Below are 20,462 nucleotides of genomic sequence, written 5' to 3'. Positions count from 1 at the left end.
AGCGGATGCGTCCCGACGACCACGCCCTCGACGTGGTGGCCTATCACCACCACCCCGACAAGGCCCCCCTGCTGCGCGGGGCGCTGCTGCCCCTGGCCGAGGAGGCCGCCGCCGGCGGACTGGCCGCCCACGTGGAACGGCACTGGCTGCACGGCCCCCACCTGCGGCTGCGGCTCCAGGGTTCGGCCCGGCAGGTGGAGGAGGCGGCGGGAGCCGCCACAGCCGTGCTCCGCGACTGGCTCCGCGAGCACCCCTCGCACGCGGACCTCACCGCGGCACAGCTGCTGGAGCGGGCCGCCGAAGCCGGGCGCGCCGAACTCGTGCCCCCGCCCTACGGGCCGATCGAGCCCGACAACACGGTCCGCACCGAGGCCGTCGACCGCTCCTCCGTACGCGCCCTGCTCGGCGCCGACGGCACCGAGCTGCGCGAGGACCTGCTGCGGGCCGGACTCGGCGCACTGCGGGCCGGCGCGGGCTTCCTCGGCGAACACGGCGACGGCGCTCAGGCCCGGATCCGGCTCGCGGTGACCGCCCTCGCCGCGCACGCGGCCGCCCATCCCGGCGGCCTCGCCGGAGGCCACTGGTCGTACGTCTCCCATTTGGAGGACTTCCTCGTCCACGAGGACCCGGACGGCCGGCTGCGGGAGCGCTTCGACCGCCACGGCGAGGCCGCTGACGGGGCGGTGACCGCCCTCGTCGGGCGGATCGCCGACGGCGGCGCGCTCGGCTGGGAGCGGACCTGGGCGGAGTTCTCCGCGGGAGCCCGGCGGCTGGCGCGCGCCCGCCTGGACGCGGGCGCCGACCTGCACGGCTCCGCCCCCGCGTACGCGGCGCGGGCCCTGGCCACCGGAGACCCCGGCACGGCGGAGCGCTACGACCACGACCTCCGCACCCGGTACAGCGAGTTCCACCGGCTGCTGAGCCGCTCCGACCCGCACGGGGCGATGTTCCACGACCCCGAGTACCTGGTGTACCGAGCCTGCACCAACGCCCTGTACCGGCTCCTCGCCATCTGCGACGTCCGCCCGCTGGAGCGCTACCTGGCGGCGCACCTGGTCGTCCGCACCGTGCCGGGCCTGACCGGCAGCGACTGGCGCACGGAGATCGGCGCGGCCGTCGACGCGGTGGAGGGACGGGTATGACCACCCTCGCGCGCCCGGCGACCGTACGCAGGCTCCGTCCCGGGGTGGCCGTGACCCCGCTGCGCGCCGGCCTGCACCTGCGGGGCCGCGGCGGGAACGTCACCCTGGAGGGCAGCGCGGCGCTCCCCGCCCTCTGGAAGCTGCTGGAGGAGCCGCTGCGCAGCGGCCGGCTGGAAGACCTGCTCGACGGCATCGAGCCCGGGTCGGCGCTGCGCGGGGCGGTGGACGTCCTCCTCGGACAACTGGAGGCCCACGGCCTGCTCGTGACGGAGGAGCGGCCCCCGGACCCGGAGCCCCCGGACCCGGACCGGGAACCCGTGGCCCGGTGGCTCGGAGAGAGCGCCGCACGTCCCGGCGCGGCGGCCGCCGCGCTCGTCACCGCCCGGGCCGAGGTGCTGGCCTGCGACCCCGGCGCGCCCCTGGCCCGCGCCGCCGGACGGGCCCTGGCGCGGGGCGGACTGCCCGTCGCCCACACCGCCGACCCGGACCTTCCCCCGGGCCGGGTCCTGCTGCGCGTCCACGGCGCCGGACCGGACCGGGCGGTCGCGGCGGGACGTTCCGGCGGGGGCGGCTACGCCACCGCACCCGGCAGCCCGGCCCAGGCCCGCTCCGACGCGCGGGCCCTGGAGGACCGGCTCGGCCCGGCCGGGGACGGCGCTCCCGCCGCGCTCCTCCCGCTGCTGGCCGGCACGGCGGCGCACCGGCTGCTGTGCGCCGCCGCCGGGCTGCCGGACCCGGCGGCCGAGGGCGGGGACGAGCGGCTGCTGACCGGTCTGCCCGCCGTGCTCCTCGCCGACGCCCGCCCGCTGCGCGCCGACTACCGCACCTGGCTCGGCCCCGAGCGGCTCGACGCGGACCGGTACACCGGCCTCGCCCCCGCGCGGACCCTCGACGAGGCGCTGCGCCGGCTGGACGCCCTCGGCGACGGGCGCTGCGGAGTCCTGCCCGGGCCGGAGCCGGCCGGCCTGAGCCAGCTGCCCGTGCCCCTCGCCTCCTGCGACATCCCGGGCAGGCGGCTCACCGGGGGCGCGCCCCGGCTGGACCTGGCCCGCCTGGAGCTGTTCTGCCGGGCCGCCGAACTGCTGCTGGGCGCAGGGGGGTCCACCGTCGGGGCGAACCCCGGGCACGCCCGGGGGAGGGCCCTGCGCGCGGCGGCCGCCCGCCTCGCCGCCGGGCCGGCCGTGCCGGAGGGGGAGTGGTCGGGGCATCCGCAGGCCCGCCACTGGTGGACGACGCTGGCCGGCCGCCTCGGAGTGGCGGCCCGCCCGGAGGTCCGGCGCGCGGCCCCGGGCGGGGAGGCGTACCACGCGGTCGTCCGCCGGGCCGGAACTCCCGGATCCGCGCCGCTCGGCGAGGCCGTGGAGGCGACCCCGGGCGACGCGGCGGCCTTCGCCGCGCTGGCCGCCGTCTCCGCCGTATCCGCCCGCCCGGCCGGGGCGGACGTCCTGCCCGTCCCGCCCTCGGGCGGGGCCGTCGCCCCCCTGGCCACCGCCGGAGCGCGGATCGCCGCCTGGGAGGACCCCGGCTGGACCAACGGCTGGATGGCGGACGTGGCCCGGCGCGAGGAGCGGCTCCAGAGCGCGCTGCACCGGCTGACCGGCGCCGCCCTCACGGCCGGCGCCCCCGCCTGCGCCTCCGCTCCCGCCCACGCGCTCGCCGTCCGTCTGCGGGCCTTCGGCTTCACCGTCCTGCACGCCGCCCCCGAGGAGGCCCGATGAACGCCCCCGGCCCCCTGGGCTCCCTGCCCGTACCGGTGCTCGGCCCCGAGGCCGCACTGGCCACCACGGCCGGCGGGGCGGTGGTCCTGCTGACCCGGTGGACCCTGGGGCTCGCCGAGGAACTGAGCCGCCACGCCCTCTCCCACCCCGTCGCCCTGGTCCCCGTACGGTTCGACGGCCCGCTGGCCGTGGTCGGGCCGCTGCTGGCGCCGGGCGCGGCGGCCTGCCTGTGCTGCACCGAACGGCAGCGGCTGGCCACGGCGGGCGGCCGGGTGCCCTGGCAGAGTCCGGGGCTCGAACTGGCCGGTGTCCCCTCCCCGGCCCTCACCGCCTCGCTCGGCGCCCTGGTGCGGGACCTGCTGGACGGGGAGGCCGAGGACGGGACCGAGGACGCCGGGGCGGCCGTCGTCCACCTCGTCCACCAGGGCCGCGGCACCTGGTCCACCCACCGCCCGCGCCCCCTCGGAGGCTGCGCCGTCTGCCGCCCCCTGCCCGCCGACTCCGCCACCGCCCCGGCCCCGCTGCCCTCCGCCCCCCGCCCGCTGCCCGACCCGTACGTCCTGCGCCTGCCCAACCCCCGCACCGCCGGCCCCGAGCGCCTGCGGCAGGCGCTGTACGACGAGCGGTTCGGGCCGGTGCGCAGCCTCTACCGCTCCGAGGACTCCGCCTTCTCCCTGACCAGCGCACTCGTCGCCGACGGCCGGCCCGTCGACGACGGCGGGTACGGACGCGCCCGCGACTTCGCCGACAGCGAGCGCATCGCCCTCTTCGAGGCCGTCGAGCGGTACGCGGGCATGCGGCCCACCGGCCGGCGCACCGACCTGCGCGCCCCCTTCGCCGCCCTCGGCCCCGACCACGCCCTGGACCCCGAGCGGCTCGGTCTGCCCGACCCCGCCCACCACGGGCACCCGGCCTCGCCGACCGTCCCCTATACACCGGACCTGGAACTGGACTGGGTGCGCGGCTGGTCGCTGACCCGGCGGCGCCCGGTCCTCGTCCCCGAACACGCCGCCTACTGGGACGTGCCCGGCGCCGGGCGGCCGCGCGTGGTCTACGAGTCCTCCAACGGCTGCGGACTGGGCAACAGCCCCGAAGAGGCCGCGCTCTACGGCCTGTTCGAGATCGCGGAACGCGACGCCTTCCTGATGGCCTGGTACGCCGCGACCCCGCTGCGCCGCGTCGAACCGCCCCCGGAGGACCCGGACACCGCCCTGCTCGCGGACCGCGCCGCCGTGGCCGGCTACCGGCTCCGGCTGCTCGACGCGACCAACGACTTCGGCATCCCGGCGGTCGTGGCGGTCTGCCGCTACGAGGGGTCCCACCCCGACGCGCCCCGGATGTTCCTCGCGGCGGGCGCCCACCACGATCCGCGCGCCGCGATCCGCTCCGCCGTGGCGGAGGTGGTCACCAACGTGCTGGAGTCGCCCGGGCGTTCGCATGCCGAGGACGGCCCGCGCGACCCGGAGCGGCTGCGGCCGATGCTGGACCGGCCCGAGCTGGTGGTGGGCCTGGACGACCACGTGGGGCTCAACTCCCTTCCCGAGGCGGCCCCGCGCCTGGAGTTCCTCTTCGCCGACACCCCGTGCCTCCCGGCCGCGCGGGCCTGGCCGGGGGCGCCGGAACCCGTCGCGGACCTCGGCGACCTGCTCGCCGCCACCGTCGGCCGGCTGGAGCGCGCCGGCCTGGAGGTCGTCACCGTCGACCAGAGCGAACCGGGACTGCGCGACCGGCTCGGCCTGCACTGCGTGAAGGTGATCGTCCCCGGCTCGCTGCCCATGACGTTCGGGCACGTCAACCGCCGCACCCGCGGCCTGCCCCGGCTGCTGGAGGTGCCCCACCTGCTGGGCCGCGCCCCCCGGCCGCTGCGTCACGAGGACCTCGCGCTCCACCCGCACCCCTTCCCCTGACCCGCCGCCCCTCCCTCCCCTCTAGGACCGCAGATGACCACGACCGACCTCTGGCACAGCCACCACGTCTTCCTGCACTCCGGAACCGAGGACACCGACGCCTTCCTGCTCCACGGAGCGGCCCCCCTCCTCGACGGCCTGGTGGCGGCCGGAGAGGCCGACCGCTGGTTCTTCATCCGGTACGCGGAGGACGGCCCCCAGGTACGCGTCCGGGTGCGCGGACTGAGCGCGCCCGCCGCCGAGCGGCTCCCGGGCGAACTGGCCCGTGCCGCACGGCAGGTGCCCTCCGTGCCGGGCCCCTGGCCCTCCTGCCACGGCGAGGTCCGCGCCGTCCCGTACGTGCCCGAGACCGGCCGGTACGGCGGCCCGCGGGCGCTGCCCGTCGCCGAGGAGGTCTTCGCAGACTCCTCCCGGGTGGTGCTCGGGGCCCTGCGGGAGCTCGCCTCCGGGGGCGGGGCGCCGGCCCGCCTGGCGCTCGCGGCGGACCTGGTCCACACGACGGTCCAGGCGCTCGGCATGGACCGGCTCACCGCGGCCCGCTGGCTGCGCGGGCACGCGGCGGGCTGGCGCTGGGTCACCGAGGTGCCGCTGCTGCCCGGCGCCTCCGTGCACAGCCGCGTCAACTCCGTCTACGCCGCCCAGCGTTCCGGGCTGGAGAGGCGGGCGCACGCCCTGTGGGACCGGCTCGCGCAGGGAACCGCGGCGCCCTGGCTCGGAGCGTGGGAGCAGCGGGTCCGCGAGGCCGACGGCCTGCTCCGGGCCGGGCTGGGACGGGAGGCGGCGCCGGACGCGACGGCGTGGATCTGGGGCTCGCAGCTCCACATGCTGCTCAACCGGCTCGGTGTGACCCCCGACGAGGAGCGGGCGGTGTGCCGGCTGGCCGCCCGCACCCTGCTGGAGACCGGAGCGCCGGCGGACTACTTCCCGCCCGGCCACACCGCCCCCGACCGCCAGTACCTGGAGCGCAGCAAGTTCCAGATCGGCCGCAACCAGGACACGGCCCTGCGCACCCTGCCGCCCGAGCCGCCCCGGTACGCCCCGGCCGCGCCCGAGGTCCCGCTGCCCGCCGGCCCGCTGCCCGAGCTGCCGCTGGGCGCCGTCCTCGCCGCCAGGGCCTCGGTGCGCGGGGCACTCGGCGGGCCGCTGGACGCCGCCGGCCTGGGCGCGCTGCTGTGGCACGCCATGACCGACCGGGACGGTCACGAGCGGCCGCTGCCCGAGGGCCCGGCCGAGACCCCGGCCGAGACCCCGGCCCACCGCCCCTACCCCAGTGCGGGCGCCCTGTACACGGCCCGGGTGCGGCTGCTGGTGCTCGACGTCGAGGGCGTCCCGCCGGGCACCTACGACTGCGTGCCCGAGCGCCGGACGCTGCGGCCCGTCGGCCCGGCCCCGGCCGCGGAGGAGATCGCCGCGCTGTCGACCTACCTGTCGCGGCCCCCGACCGACCCGCACTGGATCGGCATCGACGGCGCGCCGGTGGTCCTCGCCCTGTACGCGGACCTGGGCCTGCTGCGGCGCCGCTACGGTCTGCGCGCCCTGCGGCTGGCCCTGCTGGAGACCGGCCACCTCGCGCAGACCCTGCTGCTCACCGGCACGGCCCTGGGCCTGGCGGGGACTGCGCTGGGCGGCTTCCACGACGACCTGGCCCACGAACTGCTCGGCCTGGACGACCTGGAGCAGCCCCTGCAGTACCTCCTGCCGCTGGGACGCCGCCCCACGGGGTGACGCGCTGATGTGAAGGCAGGGACCGGCCGGTGGGCGCCGCCCGCTGGTGCCGGCCGGCCTGCGCGCGGCCGGTCCGGCGCGCCACGTCCTCCACTGTGGGGGCCGGCCGCGCGCCGACCGGTCCGTGGTGCCGAGGGGCGGGAGGAGGGTGATGCTGGGGGGATGGGTGGTGTGCCCAGACGGTGGGTACCGGCGGCCTACGCGGCCTCGGGGGTCCGGGCGGTGCGGGTGGCGCTGGTCGGCGCCTCCGGGTTCTACCTGTTCCTCTACGGCTTCGGCTCGTCCGTGGCCGCCACGTACGCGCTGTTCTCCGCGGTTGCCCTCGCCGGACTCTCGCGGATCCCCGGCACGGGGCCGCAGCGGGCCGCCACGGTGCTGCGGCTGGTCCCGGTGTGCTGGCTGCTGGTCGTGGTGGGCACCTTCCTGTCGGTGCGCACCTGGAGCGCGGTCGCCGGGATGCTCGTCATCGGCTTCGCGCTGACCTTCGCCGCCGTGGGCGGGCCGCGGCCGGCCGGCGCCGGGCCCGGGCTGCAACTGCTGTACATCCTCCCGTCCTTCCCGCCCTACGATCCGGACTCGCTCGGGCTGCGGCTGGTCGGCACCACGGTCGGGCTCGCGCTGCTCGTCCTGGCCGAGCGGTACCTCTTCCCCGAGCCCGCGACCCCGTCCTACCGGGAGCTGGCGGCCCGTGCCGCCGACACCGCCGCGCGGTGCGCGCGGGAGCTGGCCGGCCCGCCGCACGCGCTCTCCTCCTCCGCCGCCCGGCGGGCACGCGAGGACAGTGCCGCGCTCCGGCCGCTGAACGTGCCCGAGGCCGACCGGCCGGCGGGCCCGGGGGTGCGCGACCGGGCCCTGACGCACACGGGCCTGGCCGCACGGGCCCTGCTGGGCCGGCTGGCGGTGCTCGCCGGCCCCCCGGGCGGCGCCGGGGAGGTCCTGCGCGGGGTGGGCAGGCTCGCCGAACGCACCGCCGGCGACCTGCGGCCGCGCACGGCCACCGGCTCCGCTCCCGAGCCCGGCTCCGCTCCCGGGTCCGCCCCCGTGCCCGGCTCCGCTCCCGGGTCCGCCCCCGTGCCCGGCTCCGCTCCCGGGTCCGCCCCCGTGCCCGGCTCCGCTCCCGGGTCCGCCCCCGGGCCCGCTCCCGTGCCCGGTTCCGGGTCCGGTTCCGAGCTCGGTTCCGGGTCCGGGGGCGCGTACGAGGACCTCGCCGCGGCCCGTGCCCGCCTGGCGGCCGCCCCCGCCCGGCCTGCCGTCCCCACCGTGCTGCGGCGGGACGCGGCCGTGCTGGAGGTGGCGGACGTCGCGCTGACCCTGGCCACGGCCGCCGGGCTCGCCGTACGGGGCCGCGCAGCGGCGGACCGGGTGCAGCCGGGGCGGTTCTGGTACGCGCGGACGCCCGCGCCCCTGCTGTGGTGGCACCGGATCCAGGGGCACGCCGGGCGCCGGTCGGTGTTCTTCCAGAACGCGGTGCGGATCGGACTCGCGCTGGCGGCCGCCCGGCTGGTCGCCGGGCTGGACACCCTGCCGCACGGGTTCTGGGCGATGCTGGCGACGCTCTCCCTGACCCGGACCACCGTCGGCGACACCTGGAGCACCATCCGGGTGGCCCTGGCCGGCACCTTCGCCGGCGCCCTGTTCACCGCGGTCGTGCTCACGCTGGTCGGCCCGCACACGGCCGTGTACGCCGTCCTGCTGCCGGTGTGGATGCTCTTCGCGTTCACGGTGGGGCCGGTGAAGGGGGTGGGGTGGGCGCAGGGGCTGTTCACCGTCCTCGTGGCGATGGTGTTCGCCCAGCTGGCGTCGGCGACCTGGAAGCTGGCCGGGGTGCGGATGCTGGACGTGCTGATCGGGAGCCTGATCGGCGGCGTGTTCGGACTGCTGGCCTGGCCGCGGGGCGCGCACAACGAGCTGGGACGGGCGGCGGCGGGCCTGCTGCGCCGGGCCGCCGAGATCGTGGTCGCGACCAGCGCCGCGGTCGCCGCGGGCGGCGCCGGTGCGGCCGCGGCGTCCGGGCGGGGCTACCGGTCGCTGCGGCACGCGCTGATCATGGCGGAGTCCGCGTTCGCGCAGTACCAGAGCGAGCCGGCCCGCTTCGGCGCCGCCGCCCCGCGCCCTCCCGGGCCCGACTGGCAGGCGGCCCTGATGGCCGGGCACCACACCCTGTGGGGCTCGGACCGGCTGACGAACCCGCCCGAGGGGGCCCCGCCGCCGGCCGCCCCCGCGCTGGGCCCGGAGCCGGCCGAGGGGCTGAGCGGGCTCGGGGACCGGGTGGCCGGGCGGATGCTGCTGGTGTCGGCGCACCTCGACCCGGGCGGGGACACCCCGCCCGTGCCGGCACCGCTGCGGGACCCGGCGTACCGGGGGTTCGCGGCGGAGCCGCCCGGTGCCCCCCGCCGTTACTACGCGGCGGTCTCCTGGCTGGACTCCCTGATGACCGACCTGGAACGGGTCACGGCCCCGGAGGGGGAGGCGCGGTGACGGGTCGGCCGGGGCGCGGCCTCCGGCCCGCGGCGCGTTCCAGGGCCTCCAGGACGGTGTCGCGGAACAGGGAGGCGCCGCAGCGGCAGAGCTGGCCCGCCAGGGCTTCGGCGATCCGCTCCCGCCCGGGCGGGGTGCGCCCGTGCCCGGCCCGCCACCGGTCGTGGAACGCCGCCGCCTCGACGACGAACCCCGGGGTGCAGTAGCCGCACTGGAGGGCGTCGCGGCCGGTGAAGGCGCGGGCCACCGGGTGGCCGGCCAGGCCCTCCGCCGTGGTCACCCGCCGTCCCGCCGGCAGGGCGGCGGGGGTCAGGCAGGAGACCCGGGGCTCGCCGTCGACCTGGACGGTGCAGGCCCCGCGACCCCGCCGGCGCAGACCAGCTTGGTGCCGGTGAGGCCGAGCCGGTCCCGCAGCACTTCCACGGCCGCCGGGTCGTCGTCCACGTCCGCCGTGCGCGGGACACCGTTGACCTCGAACTCCATGGGGTGCGCTCCCCAGGTCCGGGAGGCGACCGGCGGGTGCGCGCGCTCACCTTCACCGTCCCTGATATCCCGGCTCCGGGGCCGGCGCCGGGAGCCCGCGCCCGGGGTGCGGCCGGGCGGGTGACGGGGCGCCGGCCCCGGTTTCGAGTCCCGCTCGAGCGTCCAGCCGCAGGCTTACATACCCCCCATGGGTATGCTAACTTGCATCGCGAAGGTACCCCCTGGGGGTATACGACAGAGAAGGGCCAGGGCAATGTCAACCGTCAATCCCCGGCGCTGGTGGGCACTTGGCGTGCTTGCCGCCGCTCAGTTCATGGTCATCATGGACACCTCGATCATCGGGGTGGCGCTCCCCGAGATGCAGAAGGACCTGGGCTTCTCCCAGGGCGAGCTCCAGTGGGTCTTCAACGCCTACGTCATCGTCTTCGGCGGATTACTGCTGCTCGGCGGGCGGCTCTCCGACCTGTTCGGGGCGCGCAAGATCTTCGCCACCGGCTGGGTCGTCATGATCGTGGGCTCGGTGCTCGCCGCGGCGGCGCAGAGCGCCTCGGTGGAGATCGTCGGCCGGGCCGTCCAGGGAGTCGGCGGCGCGCTGATCGCGCCCTCGGCCATGACCCTCCTGATGATGCTCTTCGGGCACAACCCGAAGGAGCTCGGCAAGGCGATGGCCCTCTACGGCGCCGCCGCGCCCGCCGGCGGCACCGCCGGCGTCTTCCTCGGCGGTGTGTTCACCGAGTGGGTGAGCTGGCCGTGGTGCTTCGTCATCTACGTCCCCATCGGCGTGGCCACCCTCGCCATGACCAGGCTCCTGCCCGCCGTGCAGCCCCGCCGCGGCTCCGTGGACGTCCTCGGCGCCATCGCCGTCACCGCCGGGCTCGCGCTCGCCGTCTTCGCCGTCGTCCGCGCCCCCGAGGTCGGCTGGGGCTCCACCGCCACCGTGCTGGAACTGATCGGCGCCGTCGTCCTCCTCGTCCTCTTCTTCGTGATCCAGAAGGCCGTCCGCGAGCCGCTCATGCCGCTCAGCGTGTGGCGGATCCCGCGCCTGGGCTCCGGCAACCTCGCCATGACCCTGCTGGGCGCCGCCTGGATCCCGATGTGGTACTTCCTCAACCTGTACCTCCAGCAGGTGCTCGGCTACGGCGCCTTCGCCTCCGGCGCGGCCCTGCTCCCGATGACCATCCTGCTGATGATCTTCATGACGGCCATCACCGCCCGCCTCATGGGCCGCTTCGGGGCGAAGCCGCTGATCGTCGGCGGCCTCTTCGCCCTCGCCCTCGGCCTGGTCTGGCTCTCCGCGGTCGAGCCGACCGGCACCTTCCTGGTCGACGTCCTGCCCGCCTCGCTCGTCGCCGCGCTCGGCATGGCGCTCGCCTACATCCCGGCGATGATCGCCTCGATGTCCGGCGCCCCGCAGGAGCAGGCCGGCCTGGCCTCAGGCATCGTCAACACCACCTACAACGTGGGCTCCGCCCTCGGCCTGGCCGCCCTCACCGCGCTCGCCACCACCCAGGGCGCCGGCGAGCTGGACAACCTGCCCGCCCTCACCGACGGGTTCGGCTCCGCCTTCATCGCCGCCGCCGCCATCGCGGCTGCCGGCGCGCTGATCACGCTCGTCGCCATGAAGGGCGACAAGGCCGCCGCGGCCCCGGCCGCGGACGCCCCGGCGTCGCGCAACCAGACGGCGGGGGTCTGACGTACGGGGACGCCCCGCGCTCGCCCCAGGGGTCGCCCGACGTCCTCCCCGGACGTCGGGCGGCCCCTTTTCCGTACCCGCACGAGAAAGCAGACCCCGATGAAGGACATCCGCACCCGGGCCGTGCACGTGGCCCACGAGCTTGAAGTCCCCGCGAGCCGGCCGCTGTCCGTGCCGCTCGTCCAGTCCTCCGCCTTCGCCTTCGAATCGGCCGACGCACTGGCGCAGGCCATGGCGGGACCCGACGGGGACTACGTCTACAGCCGCCGCGGCAACCCCACCGTGCGCGCCCTGGAACGCACCCTCGCCGGCCTGGAGGGCGGGGCCTCGGCCATCGCCTTCGCCTCCGGGATGGGCGCCATCAGCGGGGTGCTGCTCGCCCTGCTGCGCCCCGGCGACCGGGTCGTGGCCCAGCGCTGCCTCTACGGGGGCACCTACGCGGCGCTGAGCGACCTGGCGGAGCGCTACGGCATCACGGTCGACTACATCAGCGGTGACGACGTGCCGGAGTTCGAGGCGCTCGTGGGCCCGCGCACCCGGCTGCTCGTCCTGGAGACCATCGCCAACCCCACCGGCCGTGTTCCCGACCTGCCCGGCCTGCTGGCGGCGGCCCGGCGCCTGGGGGTGCTCAGCGCCGTCGACAACTCCCTGGCCTCGCCCGTCCTGTGCCGGCCCGTCGAGCACGGCGCGGACATCGTGCTCCACTCCACCACCAAGTACCTCGCCGGGCACTCCGACGTCCTGGGTGGCGCGGCCGTTTTCGCGGACGACGCCCTGCGCCGGGAGATCTGGCCGCGCACGGTCGAACTCGGCGCCAGCGCCGACCCCTTCGCGGTCTGGCTGACCCTGCGCGGGATCGCCACGCTGCCGCTGCGGATGCGCGAGCACTGCGCCAACGCGGGCCTGCTCGCGGAGCGGCTGGCGGCCCATCCCGCGGTGGCGGCCGTCCACTGGCCGTGGCTGGGAACGCACCCCTCGTACGCCATGGCCCGCAAGGTGCTCTCCGGTGGAGGCGGGCTGCTCTCCTTCGAGCTGCACGGCGGCCGGGAGGCGGGCCGCGCCTTCGTCGAGGGTGTCCGCCTGGCACGGCTCGCGCTGTCCCTGGGCGGGGTGGAGACGCTGGTCACCCACCCTGCCAGTACCTCCCACCGGGAGCTCGACGGGGCCGCGCTGGCGCGCGCCGGGATCGGTCCGGGCCTGGTGCGGATGTCGGTCGGGATCGAGGACCCGGAGGACCTCTGGCAGGACGCTGAACAGGCACTGCGGTCTTCTTTTGGGTTGACAAAATAAGCGCCCGATTCGTAGATTGGTTCACGCCAGAGAAAACCACTCCTCTACGTCAAGGGGGGCGCGTGATGCGCTATTTCGAGGACTTCAGGCCCGGCGACGTCCACGAGCTGGGGACCATCACCGTCACGACGGAGGAGGTGCTGGAGTTCGGCAGGCGCTTCGACCCGCAGCCCTTCCACACCGACCCGGAGCTCGCGGGACAGGGCCCCTTCGGCGGCCTCATCGCCAGCGGCTGGCACAGCGCCTCGATGTTCATGCGCCGCTACGTCGACGGACTGCTCGCCTACAGCGCCTGTACCGGCTCGCCGGGCGTCGACGAGATCCGCTACCTGCGGCCCGTCCGTCCCGGCGACGTGCTCACGGCGCGTGTCGAGGTCCTCGGCTCGCGCCCCTCGCCGTTCAATCCGGCCACCGGCGTCGTCCAGCCCAAGTGCACGCTGTCCGACGCCGACGGGAACGTCGTCTTCAGCATGGTCCTGCACAGCATCTTCCAGCGCCGGCCCGCCGAATGCACCGCCGCGCACCCCTGCGCCGCGGAGGACCCGGTCGTCCGCGTCACCTCCCTGGCCTGACCCGGCCGGCGAGGGCCGCCCCGCCCCGCGCCCGCCCCACCCCCGTCCGCCGAAGTGAAGGGAGTCCTCCCGTGGAGGCCGTATCCCGCACCGCCCAGTGGACCGCCGCAGCGCGGGCCCTGGAAACCGACCGCGAGGACCGGCTGTTCGCCGATCCCTACGCGCGCACCGTCGCCGACACCGTCGGCTTCGAACTCCTGGAACGCTACGCCGGAGCCGGCACCGTGCCGTTCCTCGCGATCCGCACCACCTACCTGGACCGGCAGATCGTCCGGACCGTCCAGGAGCACGGCATCCGCCAGGTCGTGTTCCTCGCCGCCGGCATGGACACCCGCTTCTACCGGCTGCCCTGGCCCGACGGCGTGAGCGTCTACGAACTCGACCGCCCCGCCCTCCTGGAGGCCAAGGCCGAGATGCTGGCCGGCGAACCGCAGCCGGCCGGACGTACCCGCGTCGCCGTCCCCGTGGACCTCACCCAGGACTGGACGGGCCCCCTCGAGGAGGCCGGCTGGCGCTCCGACGAGCCCGTGCTGTGGGTCGTCGAGGGCCTCCTGTTCTTCCTCCCCGAGGCCGCCGTCCGCAACCTGATCTCCACCCTGGCCGGACACTCCGCGCCCGGCTCGGTCCTGCTGGGCGACGTCATCAGCAGGTCGGCACTGGAGAACCCGCTCTCCCGCCCCTTCCTGAAGTGCCTGGAAGAGGACGGCAACCCCTGGCTCTTCGGCACCGAGACCCCCGAGCAGCTCCTCGCCGAATGCGGCTGGGACGTCCGCGAGGTCCGCCAGCCCGGCGAGGACGGCGCCGACTTCGGCCGCTGGCCCTACCCCGTCCCCGCGCGCAGCGTCCCGCGTGTCCCGCGGTCCTTCCTGTTCACCTGCGACCTCCCGGCCACCGAGGTGAGAGCGGCATGAGCGCCACCCACGAGTTCCACCAGCGCGTCATCAGCGACGCCGGCGCGGCCGTACGCGGCCTCACCGTCGCCCTCGGCGAACGCCTCGGCCTCTACCGCGCCCTGGCCGAGGCGGGCCCGCTGACCCCGGCCGACCTCGCCGAGCGCACCGGGATCGACACCCGCTACGCCGAGGAGTGGCTGCACGCCCAGCTCAGCGCCGGCTACGTCGAGCGCCACCCCAGCGCCGGCACCTACACCCTGCCCGCCGACCACGTCCCGGTGCTGGCCGACCCGAACGCCATCACCTTCGCCGCCGGCTTCTTCACCGCCCTCAAGGCCCTCTACGGCACCGAGGACCTCCTCGTCGACGCCTACCGCAGCGGCGACGGAGTCGGCTGGGCCGAGCACGACGCGGCGCTCGACACCGGCATGGGCAGCTTCTTCCAGCCCACCTACGAGCACCGCCTCGTCCCCGACTGGCTGCCCTCCCTCACCGGCGTCACCGCGAAGCTGGCCGCCGGCGGCACCGTCGCGGACGTCGGCTGCGGCGTCGGCCACACCACCCTGCTCATCGCGAAGGCCTTCCCCCAGGCGACCGTCCACGGCTTCGACTACTCCGAGGAGGCCATCGCCATCGCTCGCCGGCTCGCCGACGAGGCCGGCCTCTCGGACCGCGTCGTCTTCGACGTCGCCTCCGCCGACGACTACCCCGGCAGCGGCTACGACCTGGTCACCTTCTTCAACGCCCTGCACGACATGGGCGACCCGGTCTCCGCCGCCCGGCACGTCCACAAGTCCCTCGACGCCGAGGGCACCTGGATGCTTGTCGAGTCCAACGTGTCGCCCGAGGACATCGACACCCAGACCCCGGCCGCCCGCATGTTCATGGCACTCTCCGCCGTGATGTGCCTGCCCGTCGCCGTCGCCCAGCACGGCCCGCACGCACTCGGCAACCACTCCGGCGAGAAGGCCTTCCGCGCCATCGCGGAGGAAGCCGGCTTCACCCGCTGGCGCCGCGCGACCGAGACGCCGGTCAACGCCGTCTACGAGGTCCGTCCGTAGCGCCTGGCACCGGCCGGCCCCGGGGCCCGCACGCCCCCGCCTTCACCACCACCCGAGGAGTCCCCATGGGCGTCAGCGCCCCCCTGCCGGTCAACGACCGGTTCCTGGAAGTCCTGGAGCGCCTGAGCTCCCGCTCCATCGAGGAGTACTACAACCCGTACCAGCAGTTCGACTGGCCCGAGAAGCTCGACGAGGGCCGCATGTGGATGACCCCCGAGCTGCTCACCGTCTACGGGACCCCCTTCTACGACGAGCTCGGCGAGGAGACCCTCCAGCGCCTCTCGAAGTGGGAGAGCATCAACTTCTACAGCCTCAACGTGCACGGCATCCGCGAGCTGCTCATCGAGGTCGTCGGCCGCATCCACATGCCCGGCTTCGAGGTGCCCTCGGACTTCTTCCACCACTTCATCGGTGAGGAGAACGAGCACATGTGGTTTTTCGCCGAGTTCTGCCGCCGCTACGGCGACAAGATCTACGGCTCCACGGCCCTGCGCGCCGACTCCGCCTGGGAGCCGGAGGTGGAGAACTTCCTCGTCTTCTCCCGGATCCTGTTCTTCGAGGAGCTGGTCGACCACTACAACACGCGGATGGCGCGCGACGAGTCGCTGTGCCACACCATCCGCGAGGTCAACCGCATCCACCACCAGGACGAGTCCCGCCACATCGCCTTCGGCCGCGAGCTGGTCTCCCTCCTCTTCACCCGCATGAAGGAGGCCGTCCCCGCCGCCCGCGTTGCCGAGGTCGAGGCCTACCTCAAGCGCTACGTGGTCTACAGCGTCAACTCCCTCTACAACCCCCACGTGTACCGCGACGCCGGCATCGCCGACCCGGTCGGCCTGCGCAACGCCCTCGTCGCCGACGAGCGGCGCCGCCCCCACGAGCGCAAGGCCATCCGCAAGCCGCTCGGCTTCTTCCTGAAGACCGGGATCTTCACGGACGACGTCCTGCCCGTCGTCTGAGAGGGCCCACCGCCGTCCGAGAGGTGACACCCCCATGAGCGTCACGACCGTCCAGACCACCACCACCCCAGACACCCGCGGCCTGCCGTCGCTGGGCCCCGAGGGCACCGCCCTGCTGCGGCTCCTCGACGACACCTTCGAGAGCTGGGGGGTGCACGCGGGAGCCCGGCCGATGACCATGCCCCCGCTGCTGCCGGCCGCCGACCTGGCCCGGCTCGACTACTACGACAACTTCCCCCACCAGGCCGTCGTCGCCGCCCCGCTGAACCTGGACGTCCGGGAGACCAGCGAGTTCTGTACCGACACCGGCTGCTTCCCCTGCGACGCGCTGGAGCCGGCCGCCCTCGGCCTGCCCTCGGCGTCCTGCTACGCGGTCTACATCGACCACCAGGGCCGCCCGGCCGCCGACGACGAACTCGTCACCGTGGTCGGCTGGTGCTTCCGCAAGGAACAGCACTACGAGGGCCTGCGCCGCCAGCTCGGCTTCCGCATGCGGGAGATCGTCGCCATCGGCACCCGGGAGCACGCCGAGGAGCACCTCGCCCGCTTCACCCGGCGCATCAACGCCTTCGCCGAGGCCCTGGACCTGCCACTGAGCAGGGAGGCCGCCTGCGACCCCTTCTTCGACAAGGGCAGTTCCAAGGCGGTCCTCCAGCGCCTGACCCCGGTCAAGCACGAGTTCCTCTTCGAGGACCTCGCGATCGCCTCGGTCAACACCCACCGCAACTTCTTCGGCGACCGCTGCGACATCCCCCTCGCCTCCGGCGCGGGACCGGCCTTCACCAGCTGCGTCGCCTTCGGCCTGGAGCGCTGGCTGTCCGCGCTCACCCGCCGCCACGGCAGCTGGGGCGCGGCGACCGCCGCCGTCCTGAGCGCGAACGCGGCGGGGCCGGCGATCTGACGTGCAGACCCGACCCGTCGCCCCGCCGGCGGGCGGCCTGGGCTGGGCGAACCTCGGCATGGACATCGTGTCCGTCAACCGTGTCCGCCGGCTGCTCACCGCATACGGCGAGGACTTCTTCCAGCGCATGCTCACCCCCGGCGAACTCGCCGACTGCCACACCTCCGCCCGGCTCGACGTCCTGAGCCTGTGCGGAAGGATCGCGGCCAAGGAGGCGGCCTTCAAGACCCTCCGCGTCGGGGCCGTGATCCTGCCCTGGCGGGACATCGTCGTACGGCGCTCCGACGGCGGCTGGCCCCTCGTGGAACTGCGCGGGGCCGCCGCCGGCATGGCCGCCGACTCCGGCATCGCCGGTATCACCGTGACCATCAGCCACGACGTGGACTACGCGGTGGCGGTCGCCGCCCCGCTCCTGGAGTCCGACCCTCCGGGACCGTCCGCACCACCCGGACCCCCGGACCCGGCCGCCGGGTCCGCCGGCACCCCCCTTCCCGTACACAGCACTCCAAGGAGAGACACCATGTCCGAAGGCCTGCAGCTCGTGAAGAACTGGCTCCTCGCCCGCCACGAGGAGCTGGACGACATCGCCGGCGACCTGGACCTCATCGAGAACCGGCTGATCGACTCCCTGTCCTTCGTCGAGTTCGTCTTCCTGCTCGAACAGCACAGCGGCCGCGCGATCCAGATGGAGACCCTCGAGGTCGACGAGATCCGCACCCTCGACGCCATCGCCACCCACTTCTTCGCCGCCGAGGTGAAGGCATGAGCAAGCGGCTCTTCACCTCCGAGTCGGTGACCGAGGGCCACCCCGACAAGATCGCCGACCGGATCAGCGACACCATCCTCGACGCCCTCCTGCGCGAGGACCCCGGCTCGCGCGTGGCCGTGGAGACCCTCATCACCACCGGCCAGGTCCACATCGCCGGCGAGGTCACCACCACGGCGTACGCGCCGATCGCCGAACTCGTCCGGGGAGCCATCCTCGACATCGGCTACGACTCCTCGAAGAAGGGCTTCGACGGCGCCTCCTGCGGTGTGTCGGTGTCCATCGGCGCCCAGTCCCCGGACATCGCCCAGGGCGTGGACACCGCCTACGAGTCCCGGGTCGAGGGGGAGGACGACGAGCTCGACAAGCAGGGCGCGGGTGACCAGGGGCTGATGTTCGGCTACGCCTGCGACGAGACGCCCGAGCTGATGCCGCTGCCGATCCACCTCGCGCACCGGCTCTCGCGCCGCCTCACCCAGGTCCGCAAGGAGGGCACGGTCCCGTACCTGCGCCCGGACGGCAAGACCCAGGTCACCATCGAGTACGACGGCGACAAGGCCGTGCGCCTGGACACGGTCGTGGTCTCCACGCAGCACGCGGCGGACATCGACCTGGAGTCGCTGCTCACCCCGGACGTGCGCGAGCACGTGGTGGAGCACGTCCTGAAGCAGCTGGCCGAGGACGGCATCAAGCTGGACACCGCCGGTTACCGGCTGCTGGTGAACCCGACGGGCCGTTTCGAGATCGGCGGTCCGATGGGTGACGCCGGGCTGACCGGCCGCAAGATCATCATCGACACGTACGGCGGCATGGCCCGCCACGGCGGCGGCGCCTTCTCCGGCAAGGACCCGTCGAAGGTGGACCGCTCGGCCGCGTACGCGATGCGCTGGGTCGCCAAGAACGTCGTCGCGGCCGGCCTCGCGGCCCGCTGCGAGGTCCAGGTCGCGTACGCGATCGGCAAGGCCGAGCCCGTCGGCCTCTTCGTCGAGACCTTCGGCACCGGCACCCTGTCCGACGAGCGGATCCAGGAGGCGGTCTCCGCCGTCTTCGACCTCCGCCCGGCCGCCATCGTCCGCGATCTCGACCTCCTGCGCCCCATCTACGCGCAGACCGCCGCGTACGGCCACTTCGGCCGCGAGCTCCCCGACTTCACCTGGGAGCGCACCGACCGCGTCGACGCCCTGCGCAAGGCAGCCGGAATCTGACATGCGGATCGCTGTCACGGGGTCCATCGCGACCGATCACCTGATGACCTTCTCCGGCCGGTTCGCCGAGCAACTGCTGGCGGACCGGCTGGACCGGGTCTCCCTGTCCTTCCTCGCCGACCACCTGGAGGTACGGCGGGGCGGAGTGGCGGCGAACATCGCCTTTGGCCTGGGCGTGCTGGGCCTGCGCCCCCTGCTGGTGGGTGCGGTGGGCGGGGACTTCGAGCCGTACCGGGTGTGGCTCAAGGACCACGGAGTGGACACCGACTCCGTACGCGTCAGCGACAGCCGCCACACGGCCCGCTTCGTCTGCACCACCGACGAGGAGCAGAACCAGATCGCGACCTTCTACGCGGGAGCGATGGCCGAGGCTCGCGAGATCGACCTCCACGAGGTCGTCGCCCGCGCCGGCCGCCCCGACCTGGTCCTCGTCTCCCCGGACGACCCCGGCGCCATGCTCCGCCACACCCGGGCCTGCCGCGAGCTCGGCGTCCCCTTCGCCTCCGACCCCTCCCAACAGCTCGCCCGGCTCACCCGGGACGAGGTGCTGGAACTGCTCGACGGCGCCACGCGGCTGTTCACCAACGAGTACGAGTCCGCCCTGCTCTGCGAACGCTCCGGGCTCACCGAGGAGGAGATCCTCGAACGGGTCGGCTCCTGGATCACCACCTGCGGCGAGGACGGCGTACGCATCCGCACCGCGGGAGGCGCACCGCTGGCCGTCGCCGCGGTGCCCGTCGAGCGGGTCGTCGACCCCACCGGAGTCGGCGACGCCTTCCGGGCCGGCTTCCTCGCCGGGACGGCCTGGGGCGTACCCGAGCAGTACGCGGCCCAGCTGGGCTGTGCGGTCGCGGCGACCGTACTGGACCACGCCGGAACCCAGGAGTACCGGCTGACCCGGGAGGCCCTGCTGGCCCGGCTGCGCTCCGCCTACGGGCCTCGGAGCGAGGCGGAACTGTCCGAGCACCTGAGGGGACTGGAATGAGATGAGACGGTCACTGAGGGAGGAGTTCGCGACCCGCGTGGTGGTCGCGGACGGAGCGATGGGCACGATGCTCCAGGCCGCCGACCCCACCATGGACGACTTCATGGGCCTGGAGGGTTGCAACGAGATCCTCAACGCCACCCGTCCCGACATCGTCCGCTCGGTGCACGACGCCTACTTCTCGGTGGGCGTGGACTGCGTCGAGACCAACACCTTCGGCACCAACCTGGCCGCCCTCGCCGAGTACGGGGTCGAGGACAGGATCTACGAGCTCTCCGAGGCCGGCGCCCGCATCGCCCGCGAGTCCGCGGACGCCTTCACGGCGGCCGACGGCCGGCCCCGCTGGGTCCTGGGCTCCATGGGACCGGGCACCAAGCTCCCCACCCTCGGGCACATCGCCTACGACCGCCTGCGCGCGGCCTACCAGGAGAACGCGGAGGGCCTGATCCGCGGCGGCGCGGACGCCCTTCTCGTCGAGACCACGCAGGACCTCCTCCAGACGAAGGCCGCCGTCATCGGCGCGCGGCGGGCGCTGGACTGGTGCGGGATGGGGGACCTCCCCCTGATCGTCCAGGTCACGGTGGAAGCGACCGGCACGATGCTGCTGGGTTCGGAGATCGGTGCGGCGCTGACGGCGTTGGAGCCGTTGGGGATCGACATGATCGGTCTGAACTGTGCGACGGG

Annotated in this window: 18 protein-coding genes; 16 read left to right on the top strand and 2 right to left on the bottom strand. The window is 74.9% G+C overall.

The annotated features are described in order from the left end of the window. Window positions 1–5: 5 nt before the first annotated feature. From ACFY15_RS28265 to ACFY15_RS28245, 5 genes are all read left to right on the top strand, one after another. Window positions 6–1,142: a lantibiotic dehydratase C-terminal domain-containing protein gene (locus ACFY15_RS28265; protein ID WP_390689720.1), complete on the top strand. Its 1,137-nt coding sequence runs from the start codon at window positions 6–8 to the stop codon at window positions 1,140–1,142. After that, entirely contained in the window at window positions 1,139–2,860 is a 1,722-nt protein-coding gene (locus tag ACFY15_RS28260) for a hypothetical protein (RefSeq protein WP_390689721.1), read from the top strand. Before ACFY15_RS28265 ends, ACFY15_RS28260 begins: the two co-directional genes overlap by 4 nt. Continuing rightward, window positions 2,857–4,767 carry a TOMM precursor leader peptide-binding protein gene (locus tag ACFY15_RS28255; protein ID WP_390826306.1) on the top strand — a complete coding sequence of 637 codons (1,911 nt, stop codon included), beginning with the start codon at window positions 2,857–2,859 and terminating at the stop codon, window positions 4,765–4,767. The genes ACFY15_RS28260 and ACFY15_RS28255 overlap by 4 nt, the downstream gene beginning before the upstream one ends. Window positions 4,768–4,800: 33 nt before the next feature. After that, entirely contained in the window at window positions 4,801–6,492 is a 1,692-nt protein-coding gene (locus ACFY15_RS28250; RefSeq protein ID WP_390826305.1) for a thiopeptide-type bacteriocin biosynthesis protein, read from the top strand. 171 nt (window positions 6,493–6,663) lie between these two features. Then, window positions 6,664–8,970, top strand: coding sequence for an FUSC family protein (locus ACFY15_RS28245; protein WP_390826304.1), 2,307 nt, complete (start codon window positions 6,664–6,666; stop codon window positions 8,968–8,970). Here the strand turns inward: ACFY15_RS28245 and ACFY15_RS28240 are convergent. Together ACFY15_RS28240 and ACFY15_RS28235 are read right to left on the bottom strand one after the other, a co-directional pair. After that, window positions 8,942–9,250, bottom strand: coding sequence for a 2Fe-2S iron-sulfur cluster-binding protein (locus ACFY15_RS28240; RefSeq protein ID WP_390826303.1), 309 nt, complete (start codon window positions 9,248–9,250; stop codon window positions 8,942–8,944). The two genes, ACFY15_RS28245 and ACFY15_RS28240, sit on opposite strands and share 29 nt — an antisense overlap. A gap of 29 nt (window positions 9,251–9,279) precedes the next feature. Beyond that, window positions 9,280–9,453, bottom strand: coding sequence for a hypothetical protein (locus ACFY15_RS28235; RefSeq protein WP_390826302.1), 174 nt, complete (start codon window positions 9,451–9,453; stop codon window positions 9,280–9,282). A 253-nt stretch (window positions 9,454–9,706) separates the two neighbouring features. On the opposite strand from ACFY15_RS28235, the gene ACFY15_RS28230 reads away from it, so the two are divergent. The 11 genes from ACFY15_RS28230 to ACFY15_RS28180 form a co-directional block, all read left to right on the top strand. Further along, the gene (locus tag ACFY15_RS28230; RefSeq protein ID WP_390826301.1) at window positions 9,707–11,146 is read left to right on the top strand and encodes an MFS transporter; all 1,440 of its coding nucleotides are present in this window, start codon (window positions 9,707–9,709) and stop codon (window positions 11,144–11,146) included. Window positions 11,147–11,245: 99 nt separating this feature from the next. Then, window positions 11,246–12,436 (top strand): trans-sulfuration enzyme family protein, encoded by a 1,191-nt coding sequence (locus ACFY15_RS28225; protein ID WP_390689727.1) that lies wholly within the window; start codon window positions 11,246–11,248, stop codon window positions 12,434–12,436. 65 nt (window positions 12,437–12,501) lie between these two features. Further along, window positions 12,502–13,008, top strand: coding sequence for a MaoC family dehydratase (locus tag ACFY15_RS28220; RefSeq protein ID WP_390689744.1), 507 nt, complete (start codon window positions 12,502–12,504; stop codon window positions 13,006–13,008). Window positions 13,009–13,079: 71 nt separating this feature from the next. After that, complete coding sequence (locus tag ACFY15_RS28215; RefSeq protein ID WP_390689728.1) at window positions 13,080–13,919, top strand: class I SAM-dependent methyltransferase; 840 nt, start codon at window positions 13,080–13,082, stop codon at window positions 13,917–13,919. Then, entirely contained in the window at window positions 13,916–14,962 is a 1,047-nt protein-coding gene (locus ACFY15_RS28210) for a class I SAM-dependent methyltransferase (RefSeq protein WP_390689729.1), read from the top strand. The genes ACFY15_RS28215 and ACFY15_RS28210 overlap by 4 nt, the downstream gene beginning before the upstream one ends. Window positions 14,963–15,027: 65 nt before the next feature. Further along, window positions 15,028–15,921, top strand: coding sequence for a diiron oxygenase (locus ACFY15_RS28205; RefSeq protein WP_042816542.1), 894 nt, complete (start codon window positions 15,028–15,030; stop codon window positions 15,919–15,921). Window positions 15,922–15,955: 34 nt separating this feature from the next. Continuing rightward, a complete protein-coding gene (locus tag ACFY15_RS28200) occupies window positions 15,956–16,822 on the top strand; it encodes a hypothetical protein (protein WP_390689730.1) in 867 nt (288 codons plus the stop codon). 1 nt (window position 16,823) lies between these two features. Further along, complete coding sequence (gene acpS, locus ACFY15_RS28195) at window positions 16,824–17,588, top strand: holo-ACP synthase (RefSeq protein WP_390689731.1); 765 nt, start codon at window positions 16,824–16,826, stop codon at window positions 17,586–17,588. Beyond that, window positions 17,585–18,793 (top strand): methionine adenosyltransferase, encoded by a 1,209-nt coding sequence (gene metK, locus ACFY15_RS28190; protein WP_390826300.1) that lies wholly within the window; start codon window positions 17,585–17,587, stop codon window positions 18,791–18,793. The genes acpS and metK overlap by 4 nt, the downstream gene beginning before the upstream one ends. A gap of 1 nt (window position 18,794) precedes the next feature. Beyond that, window positions 18,795–19,778 carry a carbohydrate kinase family protein gene (locus tag ACFY15_RS28185; RefSeq protein WP_390826299.1) on the top strand — a complete coding sequence of 328 codons (984 nt, stop codon included), beginning with the start codon at window positions 18,795–18,797 and terminating at the stop codon, window positions 19,776–19,778. Window position 19,779: 1 nt separating this feature from the next. After that, the coding region (locus tag ACFY15_RS28180) for a homocysteine S-methyltransferase family protein (RefSeq protein WP_390826298.1) at window positions 19,780–20,462 on the top strand (683 nt) is incomplete at its 3' end.

The organism is Streptomyces sp. NPDC001373 (genome assembly GCF_042895815.1).
Lineage (GTDB): Bacteria > Actinomycetota > Actinomycetes > Streptomycetales > Streptomycetaceae > Streptomyces.
Note: the sequence above shows the minus strand (reverse complement) of the source record. Positions and strands in the feature narration are given on the sequence as shown.

What these genes read in the sequence shown, in the direction of transcription:
- ACFY15_RS28265 (WP_390689720.1), top strand. Translation starts at nt 6, where the DNA reads ATGCGTCCCGACGACCACGCCCTCGACGTGGTGGCCTATCACCACCAC.
- ACFY15_RS28260 (WP_390689721.1), top strand. Translation starts at nt 1,139, where the DNA reads ATGACCACCCTCGCGCGCCCGGCGACCGTACGCAGGCTCCGTCCCGGG.
- ACFY15_RS28255 (WP_390826306.1), top strand. Translation starts at nt 2,857, where the DNA reads ATGAACGCCCCCGGCCCCCTGGGCTCCCTGCCCGTACCGGTGCTCGGC.
- ACFY15_RS28250 (WP_390826305.1), top strand. Translation starts at nt 4,801, where the DNA reads ATGACCACGACCGACCTCTGGCACAGCCACCACGTCTTCCTGCACTCC.
- ACFY15_RS28235 (WP_390826302.1), bottom strand. Translation starts at nt 9,453, where the DNA reads ATGGAGTTCGAGGTCAACGGTGTCCCGCGCACGGCGGACGTGGACGAC.
- ACFY15_RS28230 (WP_390826301.1), top strand. Translation starts at nt 9,707, where the DNA reads ATGTCAACCGTCAATCCCCGGCGCTGGTGGGCACTTGGCGTGCTTGCC.
- ACFY15_RS28225 (WP_390689727.1), top strand. Translation starts at nt 11,246, where the DNA reads ATGAAGGACATCCGCACCCGGGCCGTGCACGTGGCCCACGAGCTTGAA.
- ACFY15_RS28220 (WP_390689744.1), top strand. Translation starts at nt 12,502, where the DNA reads ATGCGCTATTTCGAGGACTTCAGGCCCGGCGACGTCCACGAGCTGGGG.
- ACFY15_RS28210 (WP_390689729.1), top strand. Translation starts at nt 13,916, where the DNA reads ATGAGCGCCACCCACGAGTTCCACCAGCGCGTCATCAGCGACGCCGGC.
- ACFY15_RS28205 (WP_042816542.1), top strand. Translation starts at nt 15,028, where the DNA reads ATGGGCGTCAGCGCCCCCCTGCCGGTCAACGACCGGTTCCTGGAAGTC.
- ACFY15_RS28200 (WP_390689730.1), top strand. Translation starts at nt 15,956, where the DNA reads ATGAGCGTCACGACCGTCCAGACCACCACCACCCCAGACACCCGCGGC.
- metK (WP_390826300.1), top strand. Translation starts at nt 17,585, where the DNA reads ATGAGCAAGCGGCTCTTCACCTCCGAGTCGGTGACCGAGGGCCACCCC.
- ACFY15_RS28185 (WP_390826299.1), top strand. Translation starts at nt 18,795, where the DNA reads ATGCGGATCGCTGTCACGGGGTCCATCGCGACCGATCACCTGATGACC.